Genomic DNA, 23,871 nt, shown 5'->3' with positions numbered 1-23,871 from the left:
TCATGTGACGGGGGCAACCCCGTCTTCAGGACTGCTTTGTGAATCCTAAATACTTGTCGGTGACGACGCTGGCGCTACTGGTGATCCTGGTGGCGTTTCCGCTGGTCTTTATTCTGCTGCAGGCGGTGTTTCCGCAGTTCAGCGCCGGGGTCTTCTCCGGGGCCTTTAGCGGCGTTGCGACGCTGCTGGCCGAACCGCAATTGCCCACCATGCTGGGCGGTACGCTGCAGGTTGCCGTCGGCGTGGCGCTGGTCAGCGCCCTGATCGGCTTTCCCCTCGGGGTAGCGCGCGGGCTGCTCAATCTGCCGCTGCCCCGGCTGTGGGATCTGCTGTTTCTGATCCCGTTTTTAACCCCGCCCTATATCGCCGCGCTGTCGTGGATGCTGGTGCTGCAAACCAATGGCTATCTGCAACAGCTTACCGGCTTTAACCTGAACGGTCTGCTGTTCAGCCGGACCGGGATCGTGCTGGTGATGGCCCTGAACATCTTCCCGGTGGTCTATTTTGCGGTGTCGCGCAGCTTGCTGGCCAGCGGGCAACGGCTGGCGCTGGTGGGCCGGGTACACGGGGCCAGCCCCGGACGGGCGTTTTGGCATATTACGCTGCCGATGCTCTCGCCGTCGCTGGCGGCGGGAATGCTGCTGGCCTTCACCCTGGCGATTGAGGAGTATGGTGTGCCGGCCGCGCTCGGCACCCGCGCCGGGGTGGTGATGCTCACCACCGATATCGAGAAAAAGCTCGCTGAATGGCCGATCGATCTCCCGGGGGCGTCGATGCTCTCGGTGGTGCTGGTGGCTATCGCCCTGAGCGCCTGGTGGCTACAGAAAAAACTGACCGGCGGTCAGGATGTGACCAGCATCACCGGCAAACCGACGGAGAACATGGGGGCGGATGCCGGAGGCTTTACTCTGCCGGTGGTGGCGCTGCTGGCGCTGACCGGGTTTATCGCGGTGATCCTGCCGGGGGCCTCGATGGCCCTGTCCGGGGTGCTGGGGACCCTGTCGGGCGGGGTGACGCTCGCCAATCTGACCGCCTCCCACTATGCGGCGCTGTTCAGTCAGCAGGGGGATGCCCTGTCGGCGCTGGGCACCAGCCTGTCGCTGGCTCTGGGCGCGGCCTGTATCACCGGGTTGCTCGGCCTGCTGGCCGCCTGGCTGGTGGTGGTGCAGAAGATCAAAGGGCACGGGCTGCTGGACGCCCTGTCGCTGATGCCCGCCGCGCTGCCCGGCGTGGTGGTTGGGGTGGGGCTGATCCTGCTGTGGAACCAGCCGTTCTGGCCGGTGACGCCCTATAACAGCTGGGCGATCCTGCTGCTCTCCTACTGCTGCCTGCTGTTGCCCTGGCCGGTGCGCTACGTCGGCAGCGCGCTGCGCCAGCTGGGTGGCAATCTGGAGCCCGCCGCGCGGGTGCATGGCGCATCGGCGCTGCAGGCGTTACGCTTTATCGTTCTGCCTCTGGTCTCCCCGGCGATGCTGGCGGCAATGCTGATGGTGTTTGCCATTGCCTCGCGGGAGCTGGTCACCTCGCTGCTGCTGGCCCCGGCGGGAACGCAAACCGTGTCGGTGTTTATCTGGCGGCAGTTCGAGCAGGGATCCGTCGGACAGGGGATGGCGATGGCTACGCTGACGCTGCTTACCGGGCTGGTATTAATGCTGACGGCGCTGGGCATCATGCAACGCACAACGCGCGGGTAAAAAGCACATTTGCGACAGTGGTTGAGGAAAAATAGTTTATAAACAAGGAAGCATTGTTAAAGGAGCCCACCATGACCCCGTTTTTGACCGAGTATTTCGCCCGTACCGGCTGGCAGCAGCCGGTTTCTGTGGATATCGACACCCTGCGGGCGTTGCACCTGCAGCACAACAGCGCCATCCCGTTTGAAAATATCGATGTAGTGCTGCCGCGGGAGATCCAGCTCGACGATCGTTCCCTGGCCGATAAGCTGGTCACCGCCCGACGCGGCGGTTACTGCTTTGAGCAAAACGGCCTGTTTGAGCGGGCGCTGCGTGAAGTAGGGTTTAACGTCCGCAGCCTGCTGGGTCGGGTGGTACTGGCAAACCCGGCACAGATGCCGCCGCGCACCCATCGTCTGCTGCTGGTCAAGCTGAATGGCGAGCGCTGGATAGCCGATGTGGGCTTTGGTGGGCAGACGCTGACCGCGCCGATTCGGCTGATCGCCGAGGAGGAGCAGGCGACCCCGCACGGGGTCTACCGCCTGATCAACGACGGCCAGGACTGGGTGCTCCAGTTCCGTCATCACGATCACTGGCAGTCGATGTATCACTTCGATCTCGCCGCCCAGTATCAGACCGATTACGTGATGGGCAACTTCTGGTCCGCACACTGGCCGCAGTCCCATTTTCGTCATCATCTGCTGATGTGTCGGCATCTGCCGGACGGCGGCAAATTGACGCTCACCAATCTGCACTTTACCCATTGGCAGGAGGGGCATGTGGTGGAGCAGATCAACCTGCCGGACGCAGCGGCGCTATATCAGCTGATGCAGGAGCGGTTCGGGCTGGGCGTGGACGATCCGAAGTACGGTTTTTCGCTGGCAGAACTGACGGCGGTGATGGCCGGGTTTGAAACCCATCCGCAGGCGGGGAAATAGGCGGGAAGGGGCGACAGCCCCTTTCTTTTACCTGATTAAAACTTTAGCGCGTATTCTCACGGCATCCAGTTCTTCGGCGGTTGCCGTTCCCTTTTTCGCCGCGTTAAGCGCCCGCCAGTCCAAATTTTTGATCTGGTCGGCGAGGGCGACGTTGCGGCGTGAACCGCTAATAACCACTTCGAAGGGATAGTTTTGATTTGCGACGTGAGCGGACAACAGAGCATTAAGCCGGTACGTCCATTGTAAGTGGCGGGTGAAATCACCAGCGCGGGGCGATGCCCGGCCTACGGTATGGTGCGGTTTTCGTAGGCCGGGTAAGGCGGAGCCGCCACCCGGCATGGTTTGGCACCCTGCGGTCTGCAACGCCGGGCGGCGCATGCGCTTGCCCGGCCTACGGTATGATGCGGTTTTCGTAGGCCGGGTAAGGCGGAGCCGCCACCCGGCATGGTTTGGCACCCTGCGGTCTGCAACGCCGGGCGGCGCATGCGCTTGCCCGGCCTACGGTGTGGTGCGGTTTTCGTAGGCCGGGTAAGGCGGAGCCGCCACCCGGCATGGTTTGGCACCCTGCGGTCTGCAACGCCGGGCGGCGCATGCACTTGCCCGGCCTACGGTATGGTGCGGTTTTCGTAGGTCGGGTAAGGCACAGCCGCTCCCCGACATGGTTTGGCACCCTGCGGTCTGCAACGCCGGGTGGCGCATACGCTTGCCCGGCCTACGGTATGGTGCGGTTTTCGTCGGCCGGATAAGGCGAAGCCGCCACCCGGCATGATTTGGTACCCTGCGGTCTGCAACGCCGGGCGGCGCTGTCGCTTGCCCGGCCTACGGTATGGTGCAGTTTTCGTCGGCCGGGTAAGGCGGAGCCGCCACCCGGCATGGTTTGGCACCCTGCGGTCTGCAACGCCGGGCGGCGCATGCGCTTGCCCGGCCTACGGTATGGTGCGGTTTTCGTAGGCCGGGTAAGGCGGAGCAGCTACCCGGCATGGTTTGACACCCTGCGGTCTGCAACGCCGGGCGGCGCATGCACTTGCCCGGCCTACGGTATGGTGCGGTTTTCGTAGGTCGGGTAAGGCACAGCCGCTCCCCGACATGGTTTGGCACCCTGCGGTCTGCAACGCCGGGCGGCGCATGCACTTGCCCGGCCTACGGTATGGTGCGGCTTTCGTAGGCCGGGTAAGGCGGAGCCGCCGCCCGGCGTGGCTCGGGCTTACCTCCGGGAGCGCACCAGCTGATAGCGTCGGGTGATGTACTCGAACGGAGCACTCCAGACGTGAACCAGACGGGTGAACGGGAAGATCAGGAAGATGGTCATCCCCAGCACCAGGTGGACGCGGAATATGAACGCCACGCCGGTCAGCATCTCAGACGATCCGCCGCGGAAAGTGAAGATCCCCTGCGCCCAGCCGACCAGTTTCAGCATCTCGCTGCCGTCCGGGTACTGGGCCGAGAACGGAATCGTCGTCAGGCCGAGCACGCACTGGGTCAGCAGAATGCTCATGATGATGATATCCGGGGTGGTGGAGGTGGCGCGCACCCGCTGATTAAACAGACGACGATACAACAGCATCGAGCCGCCAATCAGGGTCAACACGCCGCAGATCCCCCCGGCAATCATCGCCAGCTGCTGCTTGACCGCCATCGGCAGGAACCAGGCGTACATCCAGTGCGGGGTTAACATCCCGAACAGATGGCCGAAGAAAATCCCAATAATGCCGATGTGGAACAGGTTAGAGCCCCAGTTCATGCCGCGCTTGCTCAGCAGCTGGCTGGAGGAGGCGCGCCAGGTGTACTGGCCGTAGTCATACCGCAGCCAGCTGCCGAGGAAGAAGACCGCGGCGCAAATGTACGGATAAATATCAAAGAAAAAGACGTTCAGATGGTGTGTCATTTTGGGCCTCCGGCGCTGACGTCCACGTACTGCGGCGCGACGTCCTGGCTAAAGCGTCGTTGATATTGCTGCATGGGCGAGCTGTCGCACGCCGTGGCGTTATCCTCAATAAACTTCACCTGCTCCTCTTCCCAGACCGCATCCAGCGCCTGGCGAGTGTCGTCCCGTTTTTCACCCGCCACCTGCTGCGTGACACTGTCACTGGAAAGCTTGCTGCCCGCGAACCTCAGCAGGGCATCAAACAGCTGATAGTGCGCCACCTCGCGCTGTTTCAGCCGTCCGCCAATCAGCGCCAGGATTGGCGCCACGTTCTGCAACCCCTCCCGGGCCTGCGCCTCGGGCAGAATGCTTAAATACTCCAGATAGAGCGGCAGATAGTCCGGCAGCTCGCGGCAGTCGAGTTGAAGCCCGGCCTGCTCGTACTGACTCATCAGGTCGACCATCGCCTGACCGCGATCCCGGGATTCGGCATGCACATGTTCAAACAGCAGCAGCGAGGTGGCGCGCCCACGTTCGAACACCTCGCACCACTCCGCCTGGCGGTCGAGCAGCGGGGCGTTAAGGTACTGCTGCGCAAACGGCAGCAGCCCCGGCGCGTCCTGCGCCACCAGTGAGATCGCCTCGTCGCGGCTCTCCCACAGCGCCTCGTCCGGATACTCAATCAGCAGGGCGATAATTTTGAGGATCTGCATTACTCTCCCTCCCCATGTTCGCGCACCTCGGTGATGTTGATGGCATCGATGCGGCTACTGTTGAACAGGTTAAATTTGGTGTCGGAACCGTGGCAGCCGTCGCCGAAGGTAAAGCCGCAGCCGTTTTTCTCCGGGAAGGCGTCACGGGCCATCTCCCGGTGGCTGGTCGGGATCACGAAGCGGTCTTCGTAGTTGGCGATGGCGAGATAGCGGTACATCTCTTCCACCTGCTCGACGCTGAGGCCCACTTCCTCAATGGCGCGGGTATCGGTCACGCCTTCCACGGTCTGGGAGCGTTTGTAGTGGCGCATCGCCATCATCCGTTTCAGGGCGCGCAGCACCGGGCCGGTGTCGCCCGCGCTGAGCATGTTCGCCAGGTACTGCACCGGAATGCGCAGGCTTTCGACGGCCGGGAGGATGCTGTCGGTCTGCGGCAGACCACCGGCATCGGCATAGGACTGGATCGGCGACAGCGGCGGTACATACCAGACCATCGGCAGGGTCCGGTACTCCGGGTGCAGCGGCAGGGCCAGCTTCCAGTCCATCGCCATTTTGTAGACCGGGGAACGCTGTGCCGCGTCAATGACGTTCTGCGGAATGCCTTGCTTAACGGCCTCTTCAATGATGGCCGGGTCGTGCGGGTCCAGGAACACGTCGCACTGACGCTCATAAAGATCGGTTTCGTGCTCGGTGCTGGCTGCCTCTTCAATACGGTCTGCGTCATACAGCAGAACCCCGAGGTAGCGGATGCGCCCGACGCAGGTTTCCGAGCAGACCGTCGGCTGGCCGGATTCGATGCGTGGATAGCAGAAGATGCATTTTTCCGACTTGCCGCTCTTCCAGTTGAAGTAGATTTTTTTGTACGGGCAACCGCTGATGCACAGACGCCAGCCGCGGCATTTGTCCTGATCGATCAGCACGATGCCGTCCTCTTCGCGCTTGTAGATCGCCCCGCTCGGGCAGGTGGCCGCGCAGCTCGGGTTCAGGCAGTGCTCGCACAGGCGCGGGAGATACATCATGAAGGTGTTTTCGAACTGGCCGTACATCTCCTTCTGCATCCTGTCGAAGTTGCGGTCGCGGGCGCGTTTCTCGAACTCGCCGCCGAGCAGCTCCTCCCAGTTTGGCCCCCATTTGATTTTGTCCATGCGCTTGCCGTCAATCAGCGAGCGCGGGCGGGCGGTGGGCAGGTGGTTGCCCTCCGGGGCGCGGTGCAGATCCTGATAGTCGAAGGTGAAGGGTTCGTAATAGTCGTCGATCTGCGGCATCTGCGGGTTAGCGAAGATTTTCGACAGTACCCCCAGCTTGCCGCCCAGACGCGGGGTCAGCTTGCCGGAGATGCCGCGGATCCAGCCGCCTTGCCACACCTCCTGGTCCTCCCAGTTTTTCGGGTAGCCGATGCCCGGTTTGGTTTCGACGTTGTTAAACCAGGCGTACTCCATGCCTTCGCGCCCGGTCCAGACGTTTTTGCAGGTCACCGAGCAGGTGTGACAGCCAATGCATTTGTCGAGATTAAGTACCATGCCAACCTGTGAGCGTATTTTCATTTTTTCGCCTCCTGTACCTGATCCCGACCTTCGCCATCCAGCCAGTTAATGTTTTTCATTTTGCGGATCATGATGAACTCGTCGCGGTTCGATCCGACGGTACCGTAGTAGTTGAAGCCGTACGCCAGCTGGGCGTAGCCGCCAATCATGTGGGTCGGTTTCGGGCAGATGCGGGTGACCGAGTTGTGGATCCCCCCGCGTCGTCCGGTCACTTCAGAGCCTGGAATGTTCAAAATGCGCTCCTGGGCGTGGTACATCATGGTCATTCCCGGCGGCACGCGCTGGCTGACCACCGCGCGGGCGGTGAGGGCGCCGTTAGCGTTGAAGCACTCGATCCAGTTGTTATCCTCAATGCCCAGCTCGCGGGCGTCGGTTTCGCTGATCCATACAATCGGCCCGCCGCGCGACAGGGTCTGCATCAGCAGGTTCTCGCTGTAGGTGGAGTGAATACCCCATTTCTGGTGCGGCGTCAGGAAGTTCAGCGCCTTCTCCGGGAAGCCGTTGGGTGGGATCTCGCGCATATGGGTCACGCTGCGGGTATCAATCGGCGGACGATAGGCTACCAGGCTCTCGCCGAAGGCGCGCATCCACTGGTGATCCTGATACAGCTGTTGACGCCCGGAGAGGGTGCGCCAGGGGATCAGCTCGTGGACGTTGGTGTAGCCGGCGTTATAAGAGACATGTTCGCTCTCGATGCCGGACCAGGTCGGGCTGGAGATGATTTTACGCGGCTGGGCCTGAATATCGCGGAAGCGGATCTTCTCGTCTTCTTTGTTCAGGGCCAGGTGGCTGTGTTCGCGGCCGGTGAACTCGGCCAGCGCCTCCCAGGCCTTGACCGCTACCTGTCCGTTGGTTTCCGGGGCCAGGGCGAGGATCACCTCAGAGGCGTCAATGGCCGTCTCGATGCGCGGGCGGCCTTTCGCCGGGCCGTCGAGCTTGACGTAGTTGAGCTTGCCAAGGAAATCGACCTCGTCCTGGGTGTTCCACGAGATGCCTTTCCCGCCGTTGCCGAGCTTGTCCAGCAGCGGCCCGAGGGCGGTAAAGCGCTCGTAGGTGTCCGGGTAGTTACGCTCCACCACGGCGATGTTTGGCGCGGTTTTGCCGGGGATCAGCTCACATTCGCCTTTGCGCCAGTCGGCGATGTCGAACGGCTGGGACAGCTCCGCCGGGGAGTCGTGCTGCAACGGTTGCAGCACCACGTCGGTTTCGGTACCCAGATGGCCGACGCAGACCTCAGAGAAAACTTTGGCGATGCCCTTGTAGATCTCCCAGTCGCTGCGCGACTCCCAGGCGGGGTCCACCGCGGCGGAAAGGGGATGAATAAACGGATGCATATCCGAGGTATTCATATCGTCTTTCTCATACCAGGTGGCGGTCGGCAGGACGATATCCGAGAACAGGCAGGTGCTGGACATGCGAAAATCGAGGGTCACCAGCAGATCCAGCTTGCCCTCGATGGCGGCGGTCTGCCACTCCACCTCTTCGGGTTTCACGTCGTCGGTATTGCCGAGATCGTCGCCCTGAATACCGTTTTCAGTACCCAGCAGGTACTTGAGCATGTACTCGTGGCCTTTCCCGGACGAGCCCAGCAGGTTCGAGCGCCAGACGAACAGGTTGCGTGGATGGTTACTGCCGCTGTCCGGCTGCTCGCAGGCCATACGGATATCGCCCGATCTCAGCGCCTGGGCGGTGTACTCCTGGGGCGACATGCCGACCGCCTCGGCCTGAGCCTTAATGTGAAGCGGATTAAGGTTCAGCTGCGGCGAAGACGGCAGCCAGCCCATGCGCTCGGCGCGCACGTTAAAGTCGATCAGATGCCCGGTGAACTTCGAAGCGTCCGCCAGGGGGGAGAGCAGCTCCTGGGCGGTGAGTTTTTCATAGCGCCACTGGCTGGCGTGATTGTAGAAGAACGAAGTGCTGTTCATCTGGCGCGGCGGGCGGTTCCAGTCGAGGGCGAAGGCCAGCGGCAGCCAGCCGGTTTGCGGGCGCAGCTTCTCCTGGCCGACATAGTGCGACCAGCCCCCGCCGCTTTTGCCCACGCAGCCGCAGAACACCAGCATGTTGATCATCCCGCGGTAGTTCATGTCCATGTGGTACCAGTGGTTCACCCCGGCACCGAGGATAATCATCGAGCGTCCATGGGTTTTATGCGCCGTGTCGGCGAACTCCCGGGCGATCTGCTCAATATGGCGACGCGGCACGCCGGTGATCTGCTCCCCCCAGGCCGGAGTGTAGGCTTTGATTTCGGCGTAATCTTTTGCGGCGTGAACATCTTCCAGCCCGCGATCGAGACCGTAATTAGCCAGCACCAGATCGTAGACGCTGGCGACGTGCAGCTGGCGGCCATCGGCGAGGGTCAGGGTTTTTACCGGCAGCTGGCGCACCAGCACCGGCTTCTGCTTCACGCTGCGAAAATGCGGGTTTTCATTGCCGCCAAAGTAGGGGAAGGCCACCCCGGCGACGGTGTCGCGGGTGCCCAGCAGGGAGAGCGCCAGCTCCGTTTCCTGACCGGCCGCCAAAGGCTCGAGATTCCATTTGCCTTTTTCGCCCCAGCGGAAGCCGATAGAGCCGTTGGGCACCACCAGATCGCCGGTGGCGGTAAAGGCGACGGTTTTCCACTCCGGATTATTGGCTTCGCCCAGCCCGTCGGCGAGGTCGGAGGCCCGCAGCATCCGGCCCGGCACGTAGCTGCCGTCCTCGCGCGGGTCGAGCATCACCAGCATCGGCATGTCGGTATAGCGACGGCAGTAGTTGAGGAAGTAGTCGCTCGGGTTATCGAGATGGAACTCTTTCAGGATCACGTGGCCCATCGCCATCGCCAGGGCGCTGTCGGTACCCTGTTTCGGCGCCAGCCACTGGTCGCTGAGTTTCGCCACTTCCGAAAAATCGGGGGTGATGGCGATGGTTTTGGTGCCTTTGTAGCGGACTTCGGTAAAGAAGTGGGCGTCCGGGGTACGGGTCTGCGGCACGTTGGAGCCCCAGGCGATGATATAGCTGGAGTTGTACCAGTCGGCGGACTCCGGCACGTCGGTCTGCTCGCCCCAGGTCATCGGCGAGGCGGGCGGTAGATCGCAATACCAGTCGTAGAAGCTCAGACAGGTGCCGCCCAGCAGGGAGAGATAGCGGGTGCCCGCGGCGTAGGAGACCATCGACATCGCCGGGATCGGCGAGAAGCCTGCCACCCGGTCCGGGCCGTAGTGTTTGATGGTCCAGACGTTGGCGGCGGCGATAAGCTGGTTTAATTCTTTCCAGTTGGAGCGGATAAACCCGCCGTGACCGCGCGCCTGCTTGTAGCTCTGGCTCTTCTGCGGATCATTCTGGATGGCGTTCCAGGCCAGCACCGGATCGCTGTGCTGTGCCAGCGCCTCGCGCCATAGCTCGATCAGCTTGCGGCGCACCAGCGGGTACTTCAGGCGGTTGGCGCTGTAGAGATACCAGGAGTAGCTGGCCCCGCGCGGGCAGCCGCGCGGCTCGTGATTCGGCAGGTCGGGGCGGGTGCGGGGGTAGTCGGTCTGCTGGGTTTCCCAGGTGACCAGGCCATTCTTGACGTAGATTTTCCAGCTACAGGAGCCGGTACAGTTCACGCCGTGGGTGGATCGCACAATTTTGTCGAACTGCCATCGCTGGCGATAGCTGTCCTCCCAGTCGCGGTTGGTGTGCATCACCTGACCGTGTCCATCAGCGAAGGTCTCGCCTTTTAGTTTGAAATAACGGAAGCGATCCAACAATTTACTCATGACGTTTCTCCTGACGGGGCGACTCCCGCCCCGTGGTTACACTGCTCACAAAAAATTGAACTGACTCGTTATGATTTGACGTGCTTCTGTCGACGGCCATACACCAGCCAGGTGACGAACACGCAGACGATGTAGAACACCAGGAAGACCTTCATCGCCCCTACCGGCGAGCCGGTCATCGCCAGGGAGGTGCCGAAGGCTTTGGGAATGAAGAACCCGCCGACGGCGCCGATGGCCGAGATAAAGCCCAGCGCGGCCGCGGTGTCGGTAACAGCCTCTTTCTGGGCCTGTTCGTCCGTACCGCCGTGCAGTTTGACTCTATAGACGGTGATTTGCCGGAAGATGACAGCGATCATCTGGAAGGTGGAGCCGCTGCCGAGCCCGGCGGTGAGAAACAGCCCCATAAACACCAGATAGAAGGCGGTAAAGTTGCCGGAGCCGGAGCCCGGCAGGGTGAGGAACAGCAGGGCGCTGAACAGGGCCATAAAGATGAAGTTCACCAGCGTGACGCGCACCCCGCCAAGCTTATCGGAGATCACCCCACCGGCAGAACGCGCCAGGGCCCCAATCAGCGGGCCAAAGAAGGCCAGATGCAGGATATTGACGTCCGGAAACTGGGTTTTCGACAGCATCGCGAACCCGGCGGAAAAGCCGATAAACGACCCGAAGGTGGCCAAATAGAGCAGGCTCAGGAGCCACAAGTGCAGGCGCTTCAGCACCGGCAGCTGGCTGGCGATGGTCGCCTTCGAGCTGGCGATATCGTTCATGCCGAAGAAGGCGGCGATGGTGGCAAGCAGCAGCAACGGGGCCCAAATCCAGGCGGCGTTGGCGAGGAACAGCGTCGAGCCATCCTCCTGCGGCACGCCGTGCACCCCAAGGAAAGTAAACATCGGCAGGAAGATCACCACCGGAGCCAGCATCTGCATCACGCTGACGCCGAGATTGCCCAGCCCGCCGTTAATCCCCAGCGCGCTGCCCTGTTTGGCTTTGGGAAAGAAAAAGCTGATGTTGCCCATGCTGGAGGCGAAGTTGGCGCCGGCAAAACCGCACAGCAGGGCAATAGTGATAAATACCGCATAGGGGGTAGCCGGGTTTTGCACCGCAATACCGAGCCATACGCAGGGAATAATAAGAATAACGGTGCTTAATACCGTCCAGTAGCGGCCGCCAAATATGGGCACCATAAAGGAGTAGGGAACGCGTAATATCGCCCCGGAGAGCGAAGGCAGGGCGGTTAACATAAACAGCTGATCGGTGGTGAAATTAAAACCCACCTTATTCAGATTCACCGCCACCGCGCTAAATAACATCCAGACGCAGAACGCCAGCAGCAGACAGGCAACCGAAATAACTAAATTTCGTCGCGCAATCTTTTTACCTTTATTTTCCCAAAATGCTGCGTTTTCCGGTTTCCAGTTACTCAACAGATAATGATTATTCTTCTCAGCTTGTTGTGACATATTACCCTCTTGCATATCCGTAAATGGCAGAAAGAGAAATACATTCAGGCAGATGCCTGCGTTTTTGATGAGAAATTATTAGATGTATTTTGGGAGTCTTCTGAAAGGATAGATAAAAAAGCGAACCCCTGAGTTTAGAAGGGAGATGTGGGCCCGCTTAATGTGTTACAAATCGTAACAGTTAAGAATGGCTGATGATTAGTCCAGCTCGAGGGTAATTAACGTATTAAGATGTTGATTAAATGCTGCGTCGTCCATCTGCGGCATGGATAATACATACAGCCCGTCCAGCCCGCAGACCAGGCCAATCAGCCGCCAGGCGACGTTTTCAGCCCTGTCTTTCAGCCTGAAGGCCTGCTCTTGTTCACCCGCCCGTATTATGGCGACCGTCTCCTGATGCCACATCTCCATGGTTAACACATAAGCCCCTTTTATTTCGTCATCGCGGGTGGCTAACAGCTGGGCTTCCCGCCACAGGCGAATATAGGGTTCAAAACTGCGGTCATCGCTGCCGAGCATGGCGTGGAGCCGTTCCCGCCAGGTGGCGTTTTCTGCTACCACATCGGCATCCAGCAGGGCGCGGATCAGGCGGATAAAGGCCTGCGATTTGAGCTCGCCTGCGGAGGCAAAATGATGATGCACCTGACCGGTCGCCACTTTCGCCTCACTGGCAATACGTCTTACGGTCATCGCGGTAAAGCCTTCGCTCAGCGCCACGCGCATCGCCGCCTGCAGGATCTCTTCCCGCCGCTCGTCCTTGCTCAGATAGCTCATTATTTTCACTCTCAACTGGGGGACAACGAGTGTAACAAAAAGCTGGACACGCGTTCAACTTTACGTAGGATCGCAATCTGGACATGTGTCCAGGTTTAGTCAGATAAGGAAAGTTATGTTTCGTCAGTGGTTAGCGTTAGTGATTATTGTGCTGGTCTATATCCCGGTGGCGATCGACGCCACGGTGCTCCATGTCGCCGCGCCGACGCTGAGTATGACCCTGGACGCCAGCGGCAATGAATTGCTGTGGATCATTGATATCTACTCCCTGGTGATGGCCGGGATGGTGCTGCCGATGGGGGCGCTAGGGGATCGCATCGGCTTTAAGCGGCTTCTGATGATGGGCAGCACCCTGTTTGGCCTCTCGTCGCTGGCGGCGGCGTTTGCCCCTTCGGCGGGGTGGCTGATTGCGGCGCGGGCCTCGCTGGCAATTGGGGCGGCAATGATCATTCCCGCTACCCTGGCCGGGATCCGCACCCTGTTCCCGGATGCGCGTCGGCGTAATATTGCCCTCGGGGTCTGGGCAGCGGTGGGGTCCGGCGGGGCGGCCTTTGGCCCGCTGGTGGGCGGGATGCTGTTGGCGCACTTCTACTGGGGAGCGGTATTTTTGATCAACGTCCCGATTGTGCTGCTGGTGGTCTCCCTGGCGGCGCGTTATGTTCCGGCTCAGGAGGGGCGGCCTGAGCAGCCGCTGAACATCACCCATGCCCTGATGCTGATCGTGGCGATTTTGCTGCTGGTCTACAGCGCTAAAACGGCGCTGAAAGGGGGGATTTCTCCGTGGCTGGTGGCGGGCACGCTGCTGACCGGGGCGGTAATGCTGTGGATCTTTATCCGCATCCAGCTGCGCGCCCGCACGCCGATGATTGATATTCGCCTGTTCGGCCACCGCATTATTCTCAGCGGCGTGGTGATGGCGATGACGGCGATGATTGCCCTGGTGGGCTTTGAGCTGCTGATGGCCCAGGAGTTACAGTTCGTCCACGGCTTTACCCCGTTGGAGGCGGGGATGTTTATGCTGCCGGTGATGGTCGCCAGCGGCTTTAGCGGCCCGATTGCCGGGGTGCTGGTGGGGCGTCTGGGGCTGCGGATCGTGGCGACCGGCGGCATGGGCCTGAGCGCGCTCAGCTTTATCGGTCTGTCGATGCTCGATTTCAGCACTCAGCAGTGGCAGGCCTGGTGCCTGATGGTGCTGCTGGGCTTTAGCGCGGCGAGCGCGCTGCTGGCCTCCACCTCCGCCATCATGGCCGCCGCGCCAAAAGAGAAGGCCGCTGCGGCCGGAGCGATTGAAACCATGTCCTATGAGCTGGGGGCCGGGCTGGGGATTGCGATCTTTGGTCTGCTCCTGACCCGTAGCTTCTCGGCGTCGATTGAACTGCCGCCGGGGCTGGATGCTTCGATTGTGGATCATGCCTCCTCGTCCATCGGTGAGGCGGTGAAGATCGCCCAGCATCTGACGCCAGCGCTTGCCGAATCAGTGATTGAGGCGGCGAAAACCGCGTTTATCACTTCGCACAGCGTAGCGCTGGGCAGTGCGGGGGCAATGTTGCTGCTGCTGGCAACAGGGATTTGGTTTAGCCTGGCGAAGGCTCCGCAACAGTAAAAACGCCCGGCGGCGCTTCGCTTGCCGGGCCTACAAAGGCAACGTAGGCCGGATAAGCGCAGCGCATCCGGCGTTTATTTAATGGGGTGCTTCAGACCATAAATACTTCAGGTCCTTTAATATCAATGATATTGATGATGCGTAGTGCGGCTTTGTTGGGCTTACTTTCATTCCGCTCCCATTTGGAGACGCTTTCAACAGACATACCGGTTGTTATTGCCAGGGCCGCCTGAGACATGTTGTAGCGCGTTCGCACTTCTTTAATCTCTCCGCCGGTCATTTCGCGTACCGCCGGGATGTTACGGGCAGCCACTGCGGCATCGATGGATGCCACAGTCTCATCTTTCACAACACCTAATTTGTTGTAACGCTGAGCCATGCCCTGAATGCGTTTCAGTCGTTCAGTCATCACAAGTTACCTCTATCAGTTCTTTGTCATCCACCAGACGCTTTATCTGGACTGGGGTCAGCGCGATAAAATCTTCTGCGATTCTGCAATAAGCATCAATTTCATCATCTTCAAATTCCTTACCTTTCTTTTTTGAAAGATGACTTTTCAGATACATATCAAAAAAATATACATTGGCACCATCATGAAAAAACACGATGGCCCTCGCGCCATCTCGTGGACTCACGGCTGGCAGGGCAAGCCGCTTTTTATAAGTGTATTTACCTAAATGATCGCCATGCAGGCCAGAAATGATCGCGTTTGCGGCCTTACACAAAATGGTTTTACTGATGCGTGCATCCTTGCGCTCCGCCTCAAATTCAGGCGTAAGATAAATCCCCATGGTTATCCCTTAACCTTGCAACCCGTAATCATTACTATAGTCATCTTTACGGGTTTATTCAATCGTCACATCCAGTGACACGGTTTTTGCCCGGCGGCGCTGCGCTTGCCGGGCCTACAAAGGCAGAAACGGCTCGGACCGTAGGCCGGATAAGCGCAGCGCATCCGGCGCTTTATTACGGCTCCTGCGCCGCACTCAGCACGCTACGCAGCAACACATTGGCGCCTTTCTCTGACCATTCCGGCAGGATCTTTTCCGCTTCGTTATGGCTGATGCCTTTTACGCAAGGAATAAAGATCATGCTGGCCGGCGCGATTTTGCTGATATAGCAGGTATCGTGCCCGGCACCGGACACCATCGGCTTCGCGCTGTAGCCCAGCTCCGCTACCGCTTTCTCGCTGCGCGCCAGACAGCCTGCGTCAAAGGCGATAGGCGCATAATCGAAAATGCGCTCTATCTCTGCGGTGATGCCGCGCGCAGTAAGGCTTTCCGCCGCCTGATGCAGGGCGGTTTCCATCGCAATCAGCGCCGCGCTTTCCGGGTGACGGAATTCGACGCTGCACACCACCCGGGAAGGGACCACGTTGCGCGAGTTCGGCGTGATTTCCGCCATCCCAATTGTCGCGCGGCCGTCGGGCGCATGCTGATAGCCAATGGCTTCCACCTTCAGCGCCAGCTCTGCAAAGGCGGTTAAGGCGTCGCGTCGGCTGTGCATCGGCGTGGTGCCTGCATGGGCGGCGAAACCGTCCAGCGTGAGGGTAAACCAGCGCTGGCCCATCGCCGCACGTACCAGTCCGATATCAACGGCTTCATCTTCCAGAATCGGCCCCTGTTCGATATGCAGCTCGTAGCAGGCGTGGATCGGGAAGGCGCGGGCAGGGCGTTCGCCGCGAAAGCCAATGGTGTCCAGCGCTTCACTTACGGTAATGCCATCCCGGTCGGCCCGGGCGTGGGCGTACGCTTCGCTGAACTGCCCGGTCCAGACGCCGGAAGAGAGCATCGCCGGAGCAAAACGCGCCCCTTCTTCGTTGGTCCAGTTCACCAGCACGATATCGCGCTCGGTTTCAATCTGATGGTCGTTCAGGGTGCGCAGCAGCTCCAGCCCGGCTAGCACGCCGTAGATCCCGTCGTAGTTGCCGCCCAGCGGCTGAGAGTCCACGTGCGAGCCGGTCATCACCGGGGCGAGGGCAGCGTTCCTGCCCGCGCGGCGGATAAACATATTGCCCATGCTGTCAACATCGCAGGAAAAACCCGCCTCCAGCGCCCAGTCGCGCAGCAGGTTGCGGGCAATCCGGTCTTCGTCGCTTAACGCCAGGCGGGTCACGCCGCCCCTGGGCGTACCGCCGATCTGCGCCATCCTCTCCAGCGTCGACCATAGCCGGTCTGCATTCACGCGGATCATGCTTTGTCCTTGCTGCTGCGATAGCGGAAGTCGCAGCACTTGCCGCCCTGCATGATGGTGGTGGTACGGGTCAGCTCCACGTCTGGCGCATAGCCGACGATAAATTTCTCATCGCGGGCGCACGACAGCAGGTGGCCGATCTCACCCAGCCCCATCTCGTGATACATCTCGGCATAGCGACAGCGGGTGACGTTATAGTTGTACTGCTGGTCGTCGGCGTCGATCACCTTCACGTCCAGGGCGTTATCCTTCTCCCACAGATACTGCAGGGCGATAAAACTCTTCACGTCCGCGCCGTTCGGCTCCTTGCTGGCAAACGCTTTGCCCGCGTCAATGGCGGCCTGCTCAATGGCCTCGCCAATTACCGCCTGGGCGCGGGTCTTGCCGATCTCGCGCACCAGAATTTCGTAAATGGGCTTAATAATTTCTGCTTCAATTTTGCGGCGGGCGAGAATGCCCAGCTCGTTATTATCACTCATCACATTGCCTCACAGCGTTACTTAGCTTTTGCGCCGCCCAGTACGGTTTGCGGCTGCCATTTGCCGTCGACCACTTTATAGACGGTGAACGACGGGGCTTTCAGGTTGCCCTGGTCATCAAAGGCGATCTGCCCGGTGACGCCGGAGTAGCTGATGGCGCGCAGGGCAGGCAGGTACTCTGCCGGATCCACCGAGCCGGCTTTCTCCATCGCCGCTACCAGCACGCGGGTGGCGTCATAGGCGAACGGGGCGTGCAGTTCGATATGGGTGTGGTAGCGGGACTGATACGCCTGCTCGAAGGTCTTGCCGCCCGGCATCTGATCCACCGGCAGGCCCGGTTCCAGCGCCACCACGCCTTCCCCCTCTTTCTGCGCCAGCTGCAGGAAGGTCTGGCTGACAAAGCCGCCCGCGCCCATCAGGGTGGCGTTCATCCCCAGCTGTTTGATACGGCGCGCCAGCGGTGCTGCCTGGCTGTCCACGCCGCCGAAGAAGATCAGATCCGCGTTTTTGCTGCGGATCGCGGTCAACACGGCGCTGAAGTCGACGGTTTTGTCGTCAACGTACTGACGGTCGACAATCTTCACGCCCTGAGCTTCGAGGGATTTAATAAACTCGTCCGCCAGCCCCTGACCAAAGGCGGTACGGTCGTCGATCACCGCGATGCGTTTGGCTTTCAGGGTGTCGATGGCGTACTGCCCGGCAAACTGACCGCCGTCATCGTCATGGCCCATCACGCGGAAGCTGGTGTCAAAACCCTGTTTGGTATAGGCGTGACCGGTGGCGACCGGGGCCACCTGAGCGATACCGGCATCGTGATACACCCGCGCTGCCGGGATGCTGGTGCCGGTGTTCCAGTGACCGACTACGCCCGCTACGCCGTTGTCTACCAGACGCTGGGCCACGGCCACAGCGGTACGCGGATCCGACTGGTCATCTTCGGACTGTAGCTTGAAGGTCACCGCTTTGCCGCCGATGGTCGGATGCTGCTTGTTGATGTCGTCAATCGCCAGTTGGGCGCCGTTCTCCAGGTCTTTACCGATACGGGCAGACGGGCCGGTGAGCGGGCCCGCCAGGCCAATCACCACGGTTTCGCTGTCGGCGGCCCAGGCTCCGGTAGAGGCAAACCCGCTGAGCAGAATAGCGGCGCTGAGGGCGCTGATTTTTATGGTTTTCATTATTTTTCCCTGATGTTGGTTGGTGTCGTTAAACGGGCATTTCGCCCAAATAAATCTGTGCAATCTGGTCGTCGTCGAGCATCGCTTTCGATGCCCCGTGATGAACGATGCTGCCGCTGTCCATTACCCAGGCCTGGTCGGTGACTTCCAGCGCCAGGCGGGCGTTCTGTTCGATCAGCAGCAGGGCGACGCCGCGCTCGCGCAGCCCGGCGATGACGGCAAAAATGTTCTCCACCATCTTCGGCGCAAGGCCCATCGACGGCTCGTCGAGGATCAGCAGACGCGGTTGGCTGAGCAGGGCGCGGTTCAGCGCTAAAAGCTGCTGTTCCCCGCCGGAGAGCAGCCCGGCCAGCTGGTTCTGGCGTTCACCGAGGCGCGGGAAACGTTCGAAAATCGCGTCCATCTCCTGCTTCACGGTGACAGTGTCACGTCTAAGCCAGGCCCCCATCTGTAAGTTCTCCAGCACCGTCATGCGGGCGAAGATGCCCCGACCTTCGGGGACCATCACCAGCCCGTTGCGCAGCAGCCCTTCGGCTTTCTGTTTACGCACCGGCTTGCCGTTAAATTCAATGTTGCCGCCAAAACGCTCCAGCCCGGTGATGGCCCGCACGGTAGAGCTTTTGCCCGCGCCGTTAGCACCGATCAGGGTGGCCTGTTCGCCTTCGCGCAGGCTAAAGGAGACATCCCGGACCGCCTGGATCCCGCCGTAATGCACGTCCAGACGTTCCACTTTCAGTAATTCAGACATGGGCATTGCCTCCAAGCCAGGCGGCGATCACCGCCGGGTCGCGGCGCACGCTGTCCGGGGTGCCGCTGGCTAACGTTTTGCCGTAATCCAGCACCGTGAGGCGATCGCAGATCCCCATCACCAGCTTCACGTCGTGTTCAATCATCAGCAGGGTTTTTCCGTCGTCACGAATGCGGGTCAACAGTTCACCGAGGGCCATTTTCTCCGCCGCGTTCATCCCGGCGGCGGGTTCATCCAGCGCCAGCAACAGCGGATCGGTGGCCAGCGCACGGGCAATCTCCAGCCGACGCTGATGGCCGTAGGCCAGGTCGCAGGCGCGATAGTGGGCGAACTTCGCGATGCCGGTGTACTCCAGCCAGTGCCAGGCCTGCTCCAGGGTCCGGGCTTCTTCCTCCCGGGCGCGCTTGTGACGGCTCAGCGCCGCCCACAGCCCGTTGCGGGTGCGCACGTGGCGACCGACCATCACGTTCTCCAGCACCGACATTTCGTTAAACAGCCGCACGTTCTGGAAGGTGCGGGCAATACCCGCGGCGGTCACTTTTTCGATCTGGGTTGGAAAATAAGGTTTATCGGCAATGGCGAACTCGCCGCTGTCGGCCGGATACAGGCCGGTGATCAGGTTAAAGCAGGTGGTTTTGCCCGCGCCGTTGGGGCCGATCAGACCGTAGATTTCGCCCTTGTTAATCGACAGCGAGACGTTATCCACCGCCGTCAGGCCGCCAAAGCGTTTGGACATGTTGCACACGGTTAACAGGCTCATGCTTTCACCTCCTTGTGGCGCTTCGGCCAGATGCCCGACGGGCGAACCAGCATCACGCCGACCAGGGCCAGGCCGTAGAACAGCTGGCGCAGGATCTCCGGGTCAATGAGTACTGAACCAAACAGCGCCTGCTGCGCCGGGGCCGCCTGGCTGCGCAGCAGCTCCGGCAGGGCGGTAAGCAGCACCGCCCCGAGGATCACTCCCGGGATATGGCCCATCCCGCCCAGTACCACCATCGCCAGCACGGCAATGGACTCCTGCAGGGTAAAGGATTCCGGGGAGACAAAGCCCTGGAAGGCACCGAACAGCGCCCCGGCCACGCCGCCGAAGGAGGCGCCCATGGCGAAGGCCAGCAGCTTAAAGTTGCGCACGTTGATGCCCATCGCCCGGGCGACGTCTTCATCCTCGCGGATGGCGTGCCACGCCCGGCCAATGCGCGAGTGTTGCAGGCGCAGGCAGACAAAAATGATCCCGACAATCACCAGCATCAGCAGGTAGTACCACAGCCACAGGGCGGGCACTTTGACGCCAAACCAGTGGTAAACTCCGCTGAACTTGAGGCCGAACAGGTTGAGGGTATCGACGCCGGTAATGCCTTTCGCGCCGTTGGTGATGTTCACCGGGCGGTCGAGGTTACGCATCAGAATGCGGATGATCTCCCCGAAGCCGAGGGTCACGATCGCCAGGTAATCCCCGCGCAGCTTTAGCGTAGGGGCACCGAGCAGAATGCCGCACACCGCCGCGACCAGCGCCGCAAGCGGGATAATCAGCAGGTAAGAGGTGTGCAGCCCGTCCGGGAACCAGACGTTGAGGATCGGGAACACCTCCGCCAGATGCGGAGACGCCAGCAGCGCCGCCAGATAGGCACCGACGGCGTAGAAGGCGATAAAGCCCATATCCAGCAGGCCGGTGTAGCCGACCACGATATTCAGCCCCAGCGCCAGCATGATGTAGAGCAGGGCGAAGTCGATCACCCGCACCCAGTAGTTGCCGCCCAGCTGGGTAGCCACCACCGGTGCAAGCAGCAGGGCAAGGACGAAGAGCGTCATGCCGGACCAGAATTTACCGCTGGTCGCCGGTGTTTTGAGTTCAATGGCAGTCATGATTTTCCCTTACGCCCTGTGCGCCACGCGCTCGCCCAGCAGACCTGCCGGACGGAAGACCAGCACCAGAATCAGCACGATAAAGGCGAACACGTCCTGATAGTTGCTGCCGAACACGCCATGAGTCAGCTCGCCCAGATAACCGGCGCCCAGCGCTTCGATAATGCCGAGCAGGATCCCGCCAATCATCGCCCCGCGAATATTGCCGATGCCGCCGAGCACCGCCGCGGTAAAGGCCTTAATGCCGGGCAGGAAGCCCATTGAGAAGCTGGCGTTGCCGTAGTTGCTGGCCATCATCACCCCCGCCAGCGCGGCAAAGATGCCGCCAATGGCGAAGGTCAGGGTGATGATCGCATTTGGATTGACGCCCATCAGGGTGGCGACGCGCGGATTTTCCGCCACCGCGCGCATACCGCGGCCAAGACGGGTGTACTCCACCAGCAGCCACAGGCCGGTCATCACGATCAGGGCCAGCGCCACGGTCACGATGCCGGTCACGGTGATAATCGCCGGGGGATGTGCCTCGCTGCCTGCGGTGACGGCAATGGGGTCCATCGGCAGGATCTGCGGAAACATCAGCGGGTTGCGCGACCAGATAACCATCGCCAGGGTTTGCAGCAGCACCGACACGCCAATCCCGGAGATCAGCGGTGCCAGCCGCGGGGCGTTGCGCAGGCGACGGTAGGCAAAGCGCTCCACCGCCATCGCCAGCAGGGCGCAGACCGCCATGGCAATTACCAGCGCAAAGCCGAGCTGCAATAGCTGCGGCATGGCCGGGAAATGGTTGCTGAGAAGATTCAGCGCCGACAGGGTGGTCAGCGCGCCGACCATCAGAATATCGCCGTGGGCGAAGTTAATAATGCGCAAAATGCCATACACCATGGTATAGCCCAGCGCGATCAGCGCGTAGATGCTGCCCAGCATCACGCCGTTGATCAGTTGTTGTATGAGTGTGTCCAACGTTGTTACCCGACAAATTGCTCTTTCAGCGGGTAACATCTAATAATTGAATTAAATTGTGAAATACGCATATATTCTTTCTTATGATTTTTGGAGCTTGCGTTATCTGATTGATTTTAAAGATTATGATAAATAACTGATTAACCTGATTATCCATAACAGATCAATATATGAATAAAACAGAACAATCCATGGCGTTGGCGGCCTTTGCCGAGAGCCGGCTGGCGAACGATCCGCCCCTGCGGGCGGTTCGGGCCTTCGAAGCGATAGCCCGTCTGGGCAGCGTGACGCAGGCAGCCCGGGAGCTGGACATCTCTCCGTCGGCGGTCAGCCATCAACTGAAGGTGCTGGAAGGGTATCTGCAAATGCCGCTCACCGAGCGCCAGGGGCGCAGGTTGATCCTCAGCCAGCAGGGGCGGGACTACTACCGCTCCATCCGCGCGGCCTTTAACGTGCTGCGCCAGGCCACGGAGCATTTGCTGGAGCAGGTGCAGACCCGCCAGGTGACCATCAGCCTAATCCCACTGTTTGGCATGGGGTGGTTTATTCCGCGCCTGCCGGGGTTTATGCGCGCCAATCCGCAAACCGAGATTAACGTGGTTTACGCCAACCACCGCAACTACCTGAGCGATGCCTCGGATATGTCGATTCGCTTTGGTAATGGCCAGTGGGCGGGTTACCAGAGCGAAAAGCTGATTTCCGGGCAGATGGTGCCGGTCTGTAGCCGGGCGTTTTTGCGCCTGCACGGGCATATCGACACCCCCGAGCAGCTGCTGCAAATGCCGCTCCTGCACGACGAGGAGCGCACCACCTGGCAGCAGTGGTTTATCCAGCAGGGAGTGAAGCGCCCGGTGCGGCGCAGCGGACCGATGTTTGAGGACGGGCTGTTAACCCTGGCGGGAGTGCAGGCGGGGCTGGGCTGTGCCCTGATGCGCGAGCCGCTGATTGCCCCCTATCTGGAGAGTGGAGAGCTGGTGAAAATCTTCGATCTGCCCATTGATGATGGCCGGGATTATTACCTGTGCGTGCGTCAGGACGGCGAGATGAGCCAGGACGGGAAGCTGCTGCAAAGCTGGCTGCGCAGGAACAGTTCCCTCACCCTGGAGGAGATGCCGGGTGGCGGCTCCGCCTGACCCGGCCTACAAAATCTACAAACGGCACCACGCCGTAGGCCGGGCAAGCGCATGCGCCGCCCGGCGTGGCAGGCCGCAGAATCCTAACCCTTACGGGCCCGCGTGGCGTACCAGCACAATAGCGACCCCGCGCACACCATCATCGCGCCCTGCCAGAAGCTAAACGACAGGGGCGCACTCAGCAGCACCGCAGCCAGCGCTGCTGACAGCACCGGGGTAAAATAGGAGGCCGCCGCCAGCAGCGTCACGTTGCCGTGCAGAATCCCGACGTTCCACGAGGCATAGCCAAACCCCAGCGCCACGCCGCACATCAGGAGCTTGATCGTCACCGGCACGCTGAACACCATCTCGGGCTGATCGCTGAAGGCATATTTCAGCCACAGGGTTAGCGCCGTCAGCAGCACAAACAGCGTAATCCCGTTCTGCCCCCTGGCATATTTGCTGGTCACGGTGCAGTAGGCCGCCCAGATAAAGGCTCCGACAAAGGCGAGACCGTAGCTCAGCGGATTGGAGACGATGTTACGGGCAATCTCCGCCGGATTGAGCCCGTTCTCGCCGCCCAACACCCAGCTGACGCCCAGCAGGGAGATAATCAGCCCCGGGATCACCCACAGGGTCGAACGCTGGCGGTTAAACAGAATGGCAAACACAATGGTCAGGCTCGGCCAGAGATAGTTAACCATCCCCACCTCAATCGCCTGATGGCGGGTAGTGGCGTAGCCTAACGACAACGCCAGGCAAATTTCATAGCTGACGAACAGCACGCTGCCGGCAATCAGGTAACGGAGCGAGAAACGTCGGAGATCAGGAAACCCGACCGTGATCAGGCAGAGTAAACCGCTGAGCGTGTAGATCATCGCCGCTCCCCCTACCGGGCCGAGCCCCTCGCTGACGCCCCGGATCAGGCCCACCATCGTGCTCCAGAGCACAATTGCGGCCAGCCCGATCAGGGTGGCTTTTTTTCTGTTCATCTTATTTCCACAGTCTTTGCATTTTTAGGGGCAAATTTATAGC

Annotated in this window: 21 protein-coding genes; 4 read left to right on the top strand and 17 right to left on the bottom strand. The window is 60.7% G+C overall.

All coding sequences use genetic code 11. The features are described 5' to 3' along the window. The first annotated feature begins 38 nt into the window (after positions 1-38). Positions 39-1,694 (top strand): ABC transporter permease, encoded by a 1,656-nt coding sequence (locus ACP4QI_RS11015; protein ID WP_426494640.1) that lies wholly within the window; start codon positions 39-41, stop codon positions 1,692-1,694. A 71-nt stretch (positions 1,695-1,765) separates the two neighbouring features. Continuing rightward, complete coding sequence (nhoA, locus tag ACP4QI_RS11010) at positions 1,766-2,611, top strand: N-hydroxyarylamine O-acetyltransferase (RefSeq protein WP_285128738.1); 846 nt, start codon at positions 1,766-1,768, stop codon at positions 2,609-2,611. A gap of 56 nt (positions 2,612-2,667) precedes the next feature. On the opposite strand, the gene ACP4QI_RS11005 is transcribed toward nhoA, so the two are convergent. From ACP4QI_RS11005 to ACP4QI_RS10975, 7 genes are all read right to left on the bottom strand, one after another. After that, positions 2,668-2,874: a hypothetical protein gene (locus tag ACP4QI_RS11005; protein ID WP_426494641.1), complete on the bottom strand. Its 207-nt coding sequence runs from the start codon at positions 2,872-2,874 to the stop codon at positions 2,668-2,670. 941 nt (positions 2,875-3,815) lie between these two features. Beyond that, positions 3,816-4,496 carry a respiratory nitrate reductase subunit gamma gene (gene narI, locus ACP4QI_RS11000; protein WP_426494642.1) on the bottom strand — a complete coding sequence of 227 codons (681 nt, stop codon included), beginning with the start codon at positions 4,494-4,496 and terminating at the stop codon, positions 3,816-3,818. Beyond that, positions 4,493-5,188 carry a nitrate reductase molybdenum cofactor assembly chaperone gene (gene narW / locus ACP4QI_RS10995; RefSeq protein ID WP_426494643.1) on the bottom strand — a complete coding sequence of 232 codons (696 nt, stop codon included), beginning with the start codon at positions 5,186-5,188 and terminating at the stop codon, positions 4,493-4,495. The genes narI and narW overlap by 4 nt, the downstream gene beginning before the upstream one ends. Beyond that, on the bottom strand, positions 5,188-6,732 hold the full coding sequence (gene narH, locus ACP4QI_RS10990; protein WP_426494644.1) for a nitrate reductase subunit beta: 1,545 nt from the start codon (positions 6,730-6,732) through the stop codon (positions 5,188-5,190). Before narH ends, narW begins: the two co-directional genes overlap by 1 nt. Continuing rightward, the gene (locus ACP4QI_RS10985) at positions 6,729-10,469 is read right to left on the bottom strand and encodes a nitrate reductase subunit alpha (RefSeq protein ID WP_426494645.1); all 3,741 of its coding nucleotides are present in this window, start codon (positions 10,467-10,469) and stop codon (positions 6,729-6,731) included. The genes narH and ACP4QI_RS10985 overlap by 4 nt, the downstream gene beginning before the upstream one ends. Positions 10,470-10,537: 68 nt before the next feature. Continuing rightward, positions 10,538-11,929: a NarK family nitrate/nitrite MFS transporter gene (locus tag ACP4QI_RS10980; protein ID WP_426494646.1), complete on the bottom strand. Its 1,392-nt coding sequence runs from the start codon at positions 11,927-11,929 to the stop codon at positions 10,538-10,540. Positions 11,930-12,127: 198 nt separating this feature from the next. Further along, positions 12,128-12,703 carry a TetR family transcriptional regulator gene (locus ACP4QI_RS10975; RefSeq protein ID WP_142489506.1) on the bottom strand — a complete coding sequence of 192 codons (576 nt, stop codon included), beginning with the start codon at positions 12,701-12,703 and terminating at the stop codon, positions 12,128-12,130. A gap of 115 nt (positions 12,704-12,818) precedes the next feature. Here ACP4QI_RS10975 and ACP4QI_RS10970 point away from each other — a divergent pair, with 115 nt between their 5' ends. After that, entirely contained in the window at positions 12,819-14,306 is a 1,488-nt protein-coding gene (locus tag ACP4QI_RS10970) for an MFS transporter (protein WP_426494647.1), read from the top strand. A gap of 91 nt (positions 14,307-14,397) precedes the next feature. On the opposite strand, the gene ACP4QI_RS10965 is transcribed toward ACP4QI_RS10970, so the two are convergent. The 9 genes from ACP4QI_RS10965 to ACP4QI_RS10925 all read right to left on the bottom strand — a co-directional run bounded on the left by ACP4QI_RS10965 (position 14,398) and on the right by ACP4QI_RS10925 (position 21,724). Continuing rightward, positions 14,398-14,715, bottom strand: coding sequence for a helix-turn-helix domain-containing protein (locus ACP4QI_RS10965; RefSeq protein WP_404528373.1), 318 nt, complete (start codon positions 14,713-14,715; stop codon positions 14,398-14,400). After that, on the bottom strand, positions 14,708-15,097 hold the full coding sequence (locus tag ACP4QI_RS10960) for a type II toxin-antitoxin system RelE/ParE family toxin (RefSeq protein WP_426494648.1): 390 nt from the start codon (positions 15,095-15,097) through the stop codon (positions 14,708-14,710). Before ACP4QI_RS10960 ends, ACP4QI_RS10965 begins: the two co-directional genes overlap by 8 nt. Positions 15,098-15,272: 175 nt before the next feature. Further along, positions 15,273-16,499, bottom strand: coding sequence for a Zn-dependent hydrolase (locus ACP4QI_RS10955; RefSeq protein WP_285128745.1), 1,227 nt, complete (start codon positions 16,497-16,499; stop codon positions 15,273-15,275). After that, a complete protein-coding gene (locus ACP4QI_RS10950) occupies positions 16,496-16,978 on the bottom strand; it encodes an L-2-amino-thiazoline-4-carboxylic acid hydrolase (RefSeq protein WP_142489497.1) in 483 nt (160 codons plus the stop codon). The genes ACP4QI_RS10955 and ACP4QI_RS10950 overlap by 4 nt, the downstream gene beginning before the upstream one ends. 17 nt (positions 16,979-16,995) lie before the next feature. Next, positions 16,996-18,153, bottom strand: coding sequence for a branched-chain amino acid ABC transporter substrate-binding protein (locus ACP4QI_RS10945; protein ID WP_285128747.1), 1,158 nt, complete (start codon positions 18,151-18,153; stop codon positions 16,996-16,998). A gap of 28 nt (positions 18,154-18,181) precedes the next feature. After that, positions 18,182-18,901, bottom strand: coding sequence for an ABC transporter ATP-binding protein (locus ACP4QI_RS10940; RefSeq protein WP_285128748.1), 720 nt, complete (start codon positions 18,899-18,901; stop codon positions 18,182-18,184). Further along, positions 18,894-19,661, bottom strand: coding sequence for an ABC transporter ATP-binding protein (locus ACP4QI_RS10935; protein WP_426494649.1), 768 nt, complete (start codon positions 19,659-19,661; stop codon positions 18,894-18,896). Before ACP4QI_RS10935 ends, ACP4QI_RS10940 begins: the two co-directional genes overlap by 8 nt. Then, positions 19,658-20,764 carry a branched-chain amino acid ABC transporter permease gene (locus ACP4QI_RS10930; RefSeq protein WP_142489493.1) on the bottom strand — a complete coding sequence of 369 codons (1,107 nt, stop codon included), beginning with the start codon at positions 20,762-20,764 and terminating at the stop codon, positions 19,658-19,660. Before ACP4QI_RS10930 ends, ACP4QI_RS10935 begins: the two co-directional genes overlap by 4 nt. 9 nt (positions 20,765-20,773) lie before the next feature. Beyond that, on the bottom strand, positions 20,774-21,724 hold the full coding sequence (locus ACP4QI_RS10925; protein ID WP_285128750.1) for a branched-chain amino acid ABC transporter permease: 951 nt from the start codon (positions 21,722-21,724) through the stop codon (positions 20,774-20,776). A gap of 170 nt (positions 21,725-21,894) precedes the next feature. Between ACP4QI_RS10925 and ACP4QI_RS10920 the strand changes: the two genes are divergently transcribed. Then, positions 21,895-22,857 carry a LysR substrate-binding domain-containing protein gene (locus tag ACP4QI_RS10920; protein WP_285128751.1) on the top strand — a complete coding sequence of 321 codons (963 nt, stop codon included), beginning with the start codon at positions 21,895-21,897 and terminating at the stop codon, positions 22,855-22,857. Between the two features lie 83 nt (positions 22,858-22,940). On the opposite strand, the gene yddG is transcribed toward ACP4QI_RS10920, so the two are convergent. Next, on the bottom strand, positions 22,941-23,828 hold the full coding sequence (yddG, locus tag ACP4QI_RS10915) for an aromatic amino acid DMT transporter YddG (protein WP_426494650.1): 888 nt from the start codon (positions 23,826-23,828) through the stop codon (positions 22,941-22,943). Positions 23,829-23,871: the final 43 nt, after the last annotated feature.

Origin of the sequence: Leclercia sp. TB492 (genome assembly GCF_049974505.2) — a bacterium.
GTDB lineage: Bacteria > Pseudomonadota > Gammaproteobacteria > Enterobacterales > Enterobacteriaceae > Enterobacter > Enterobacter adecarboxylatus_C.
The sequence above is the reverse complement of the archived record's forward strand: the minus strand, read 5'-3'. Positions and strand labels throughout refer to the sequence as shown.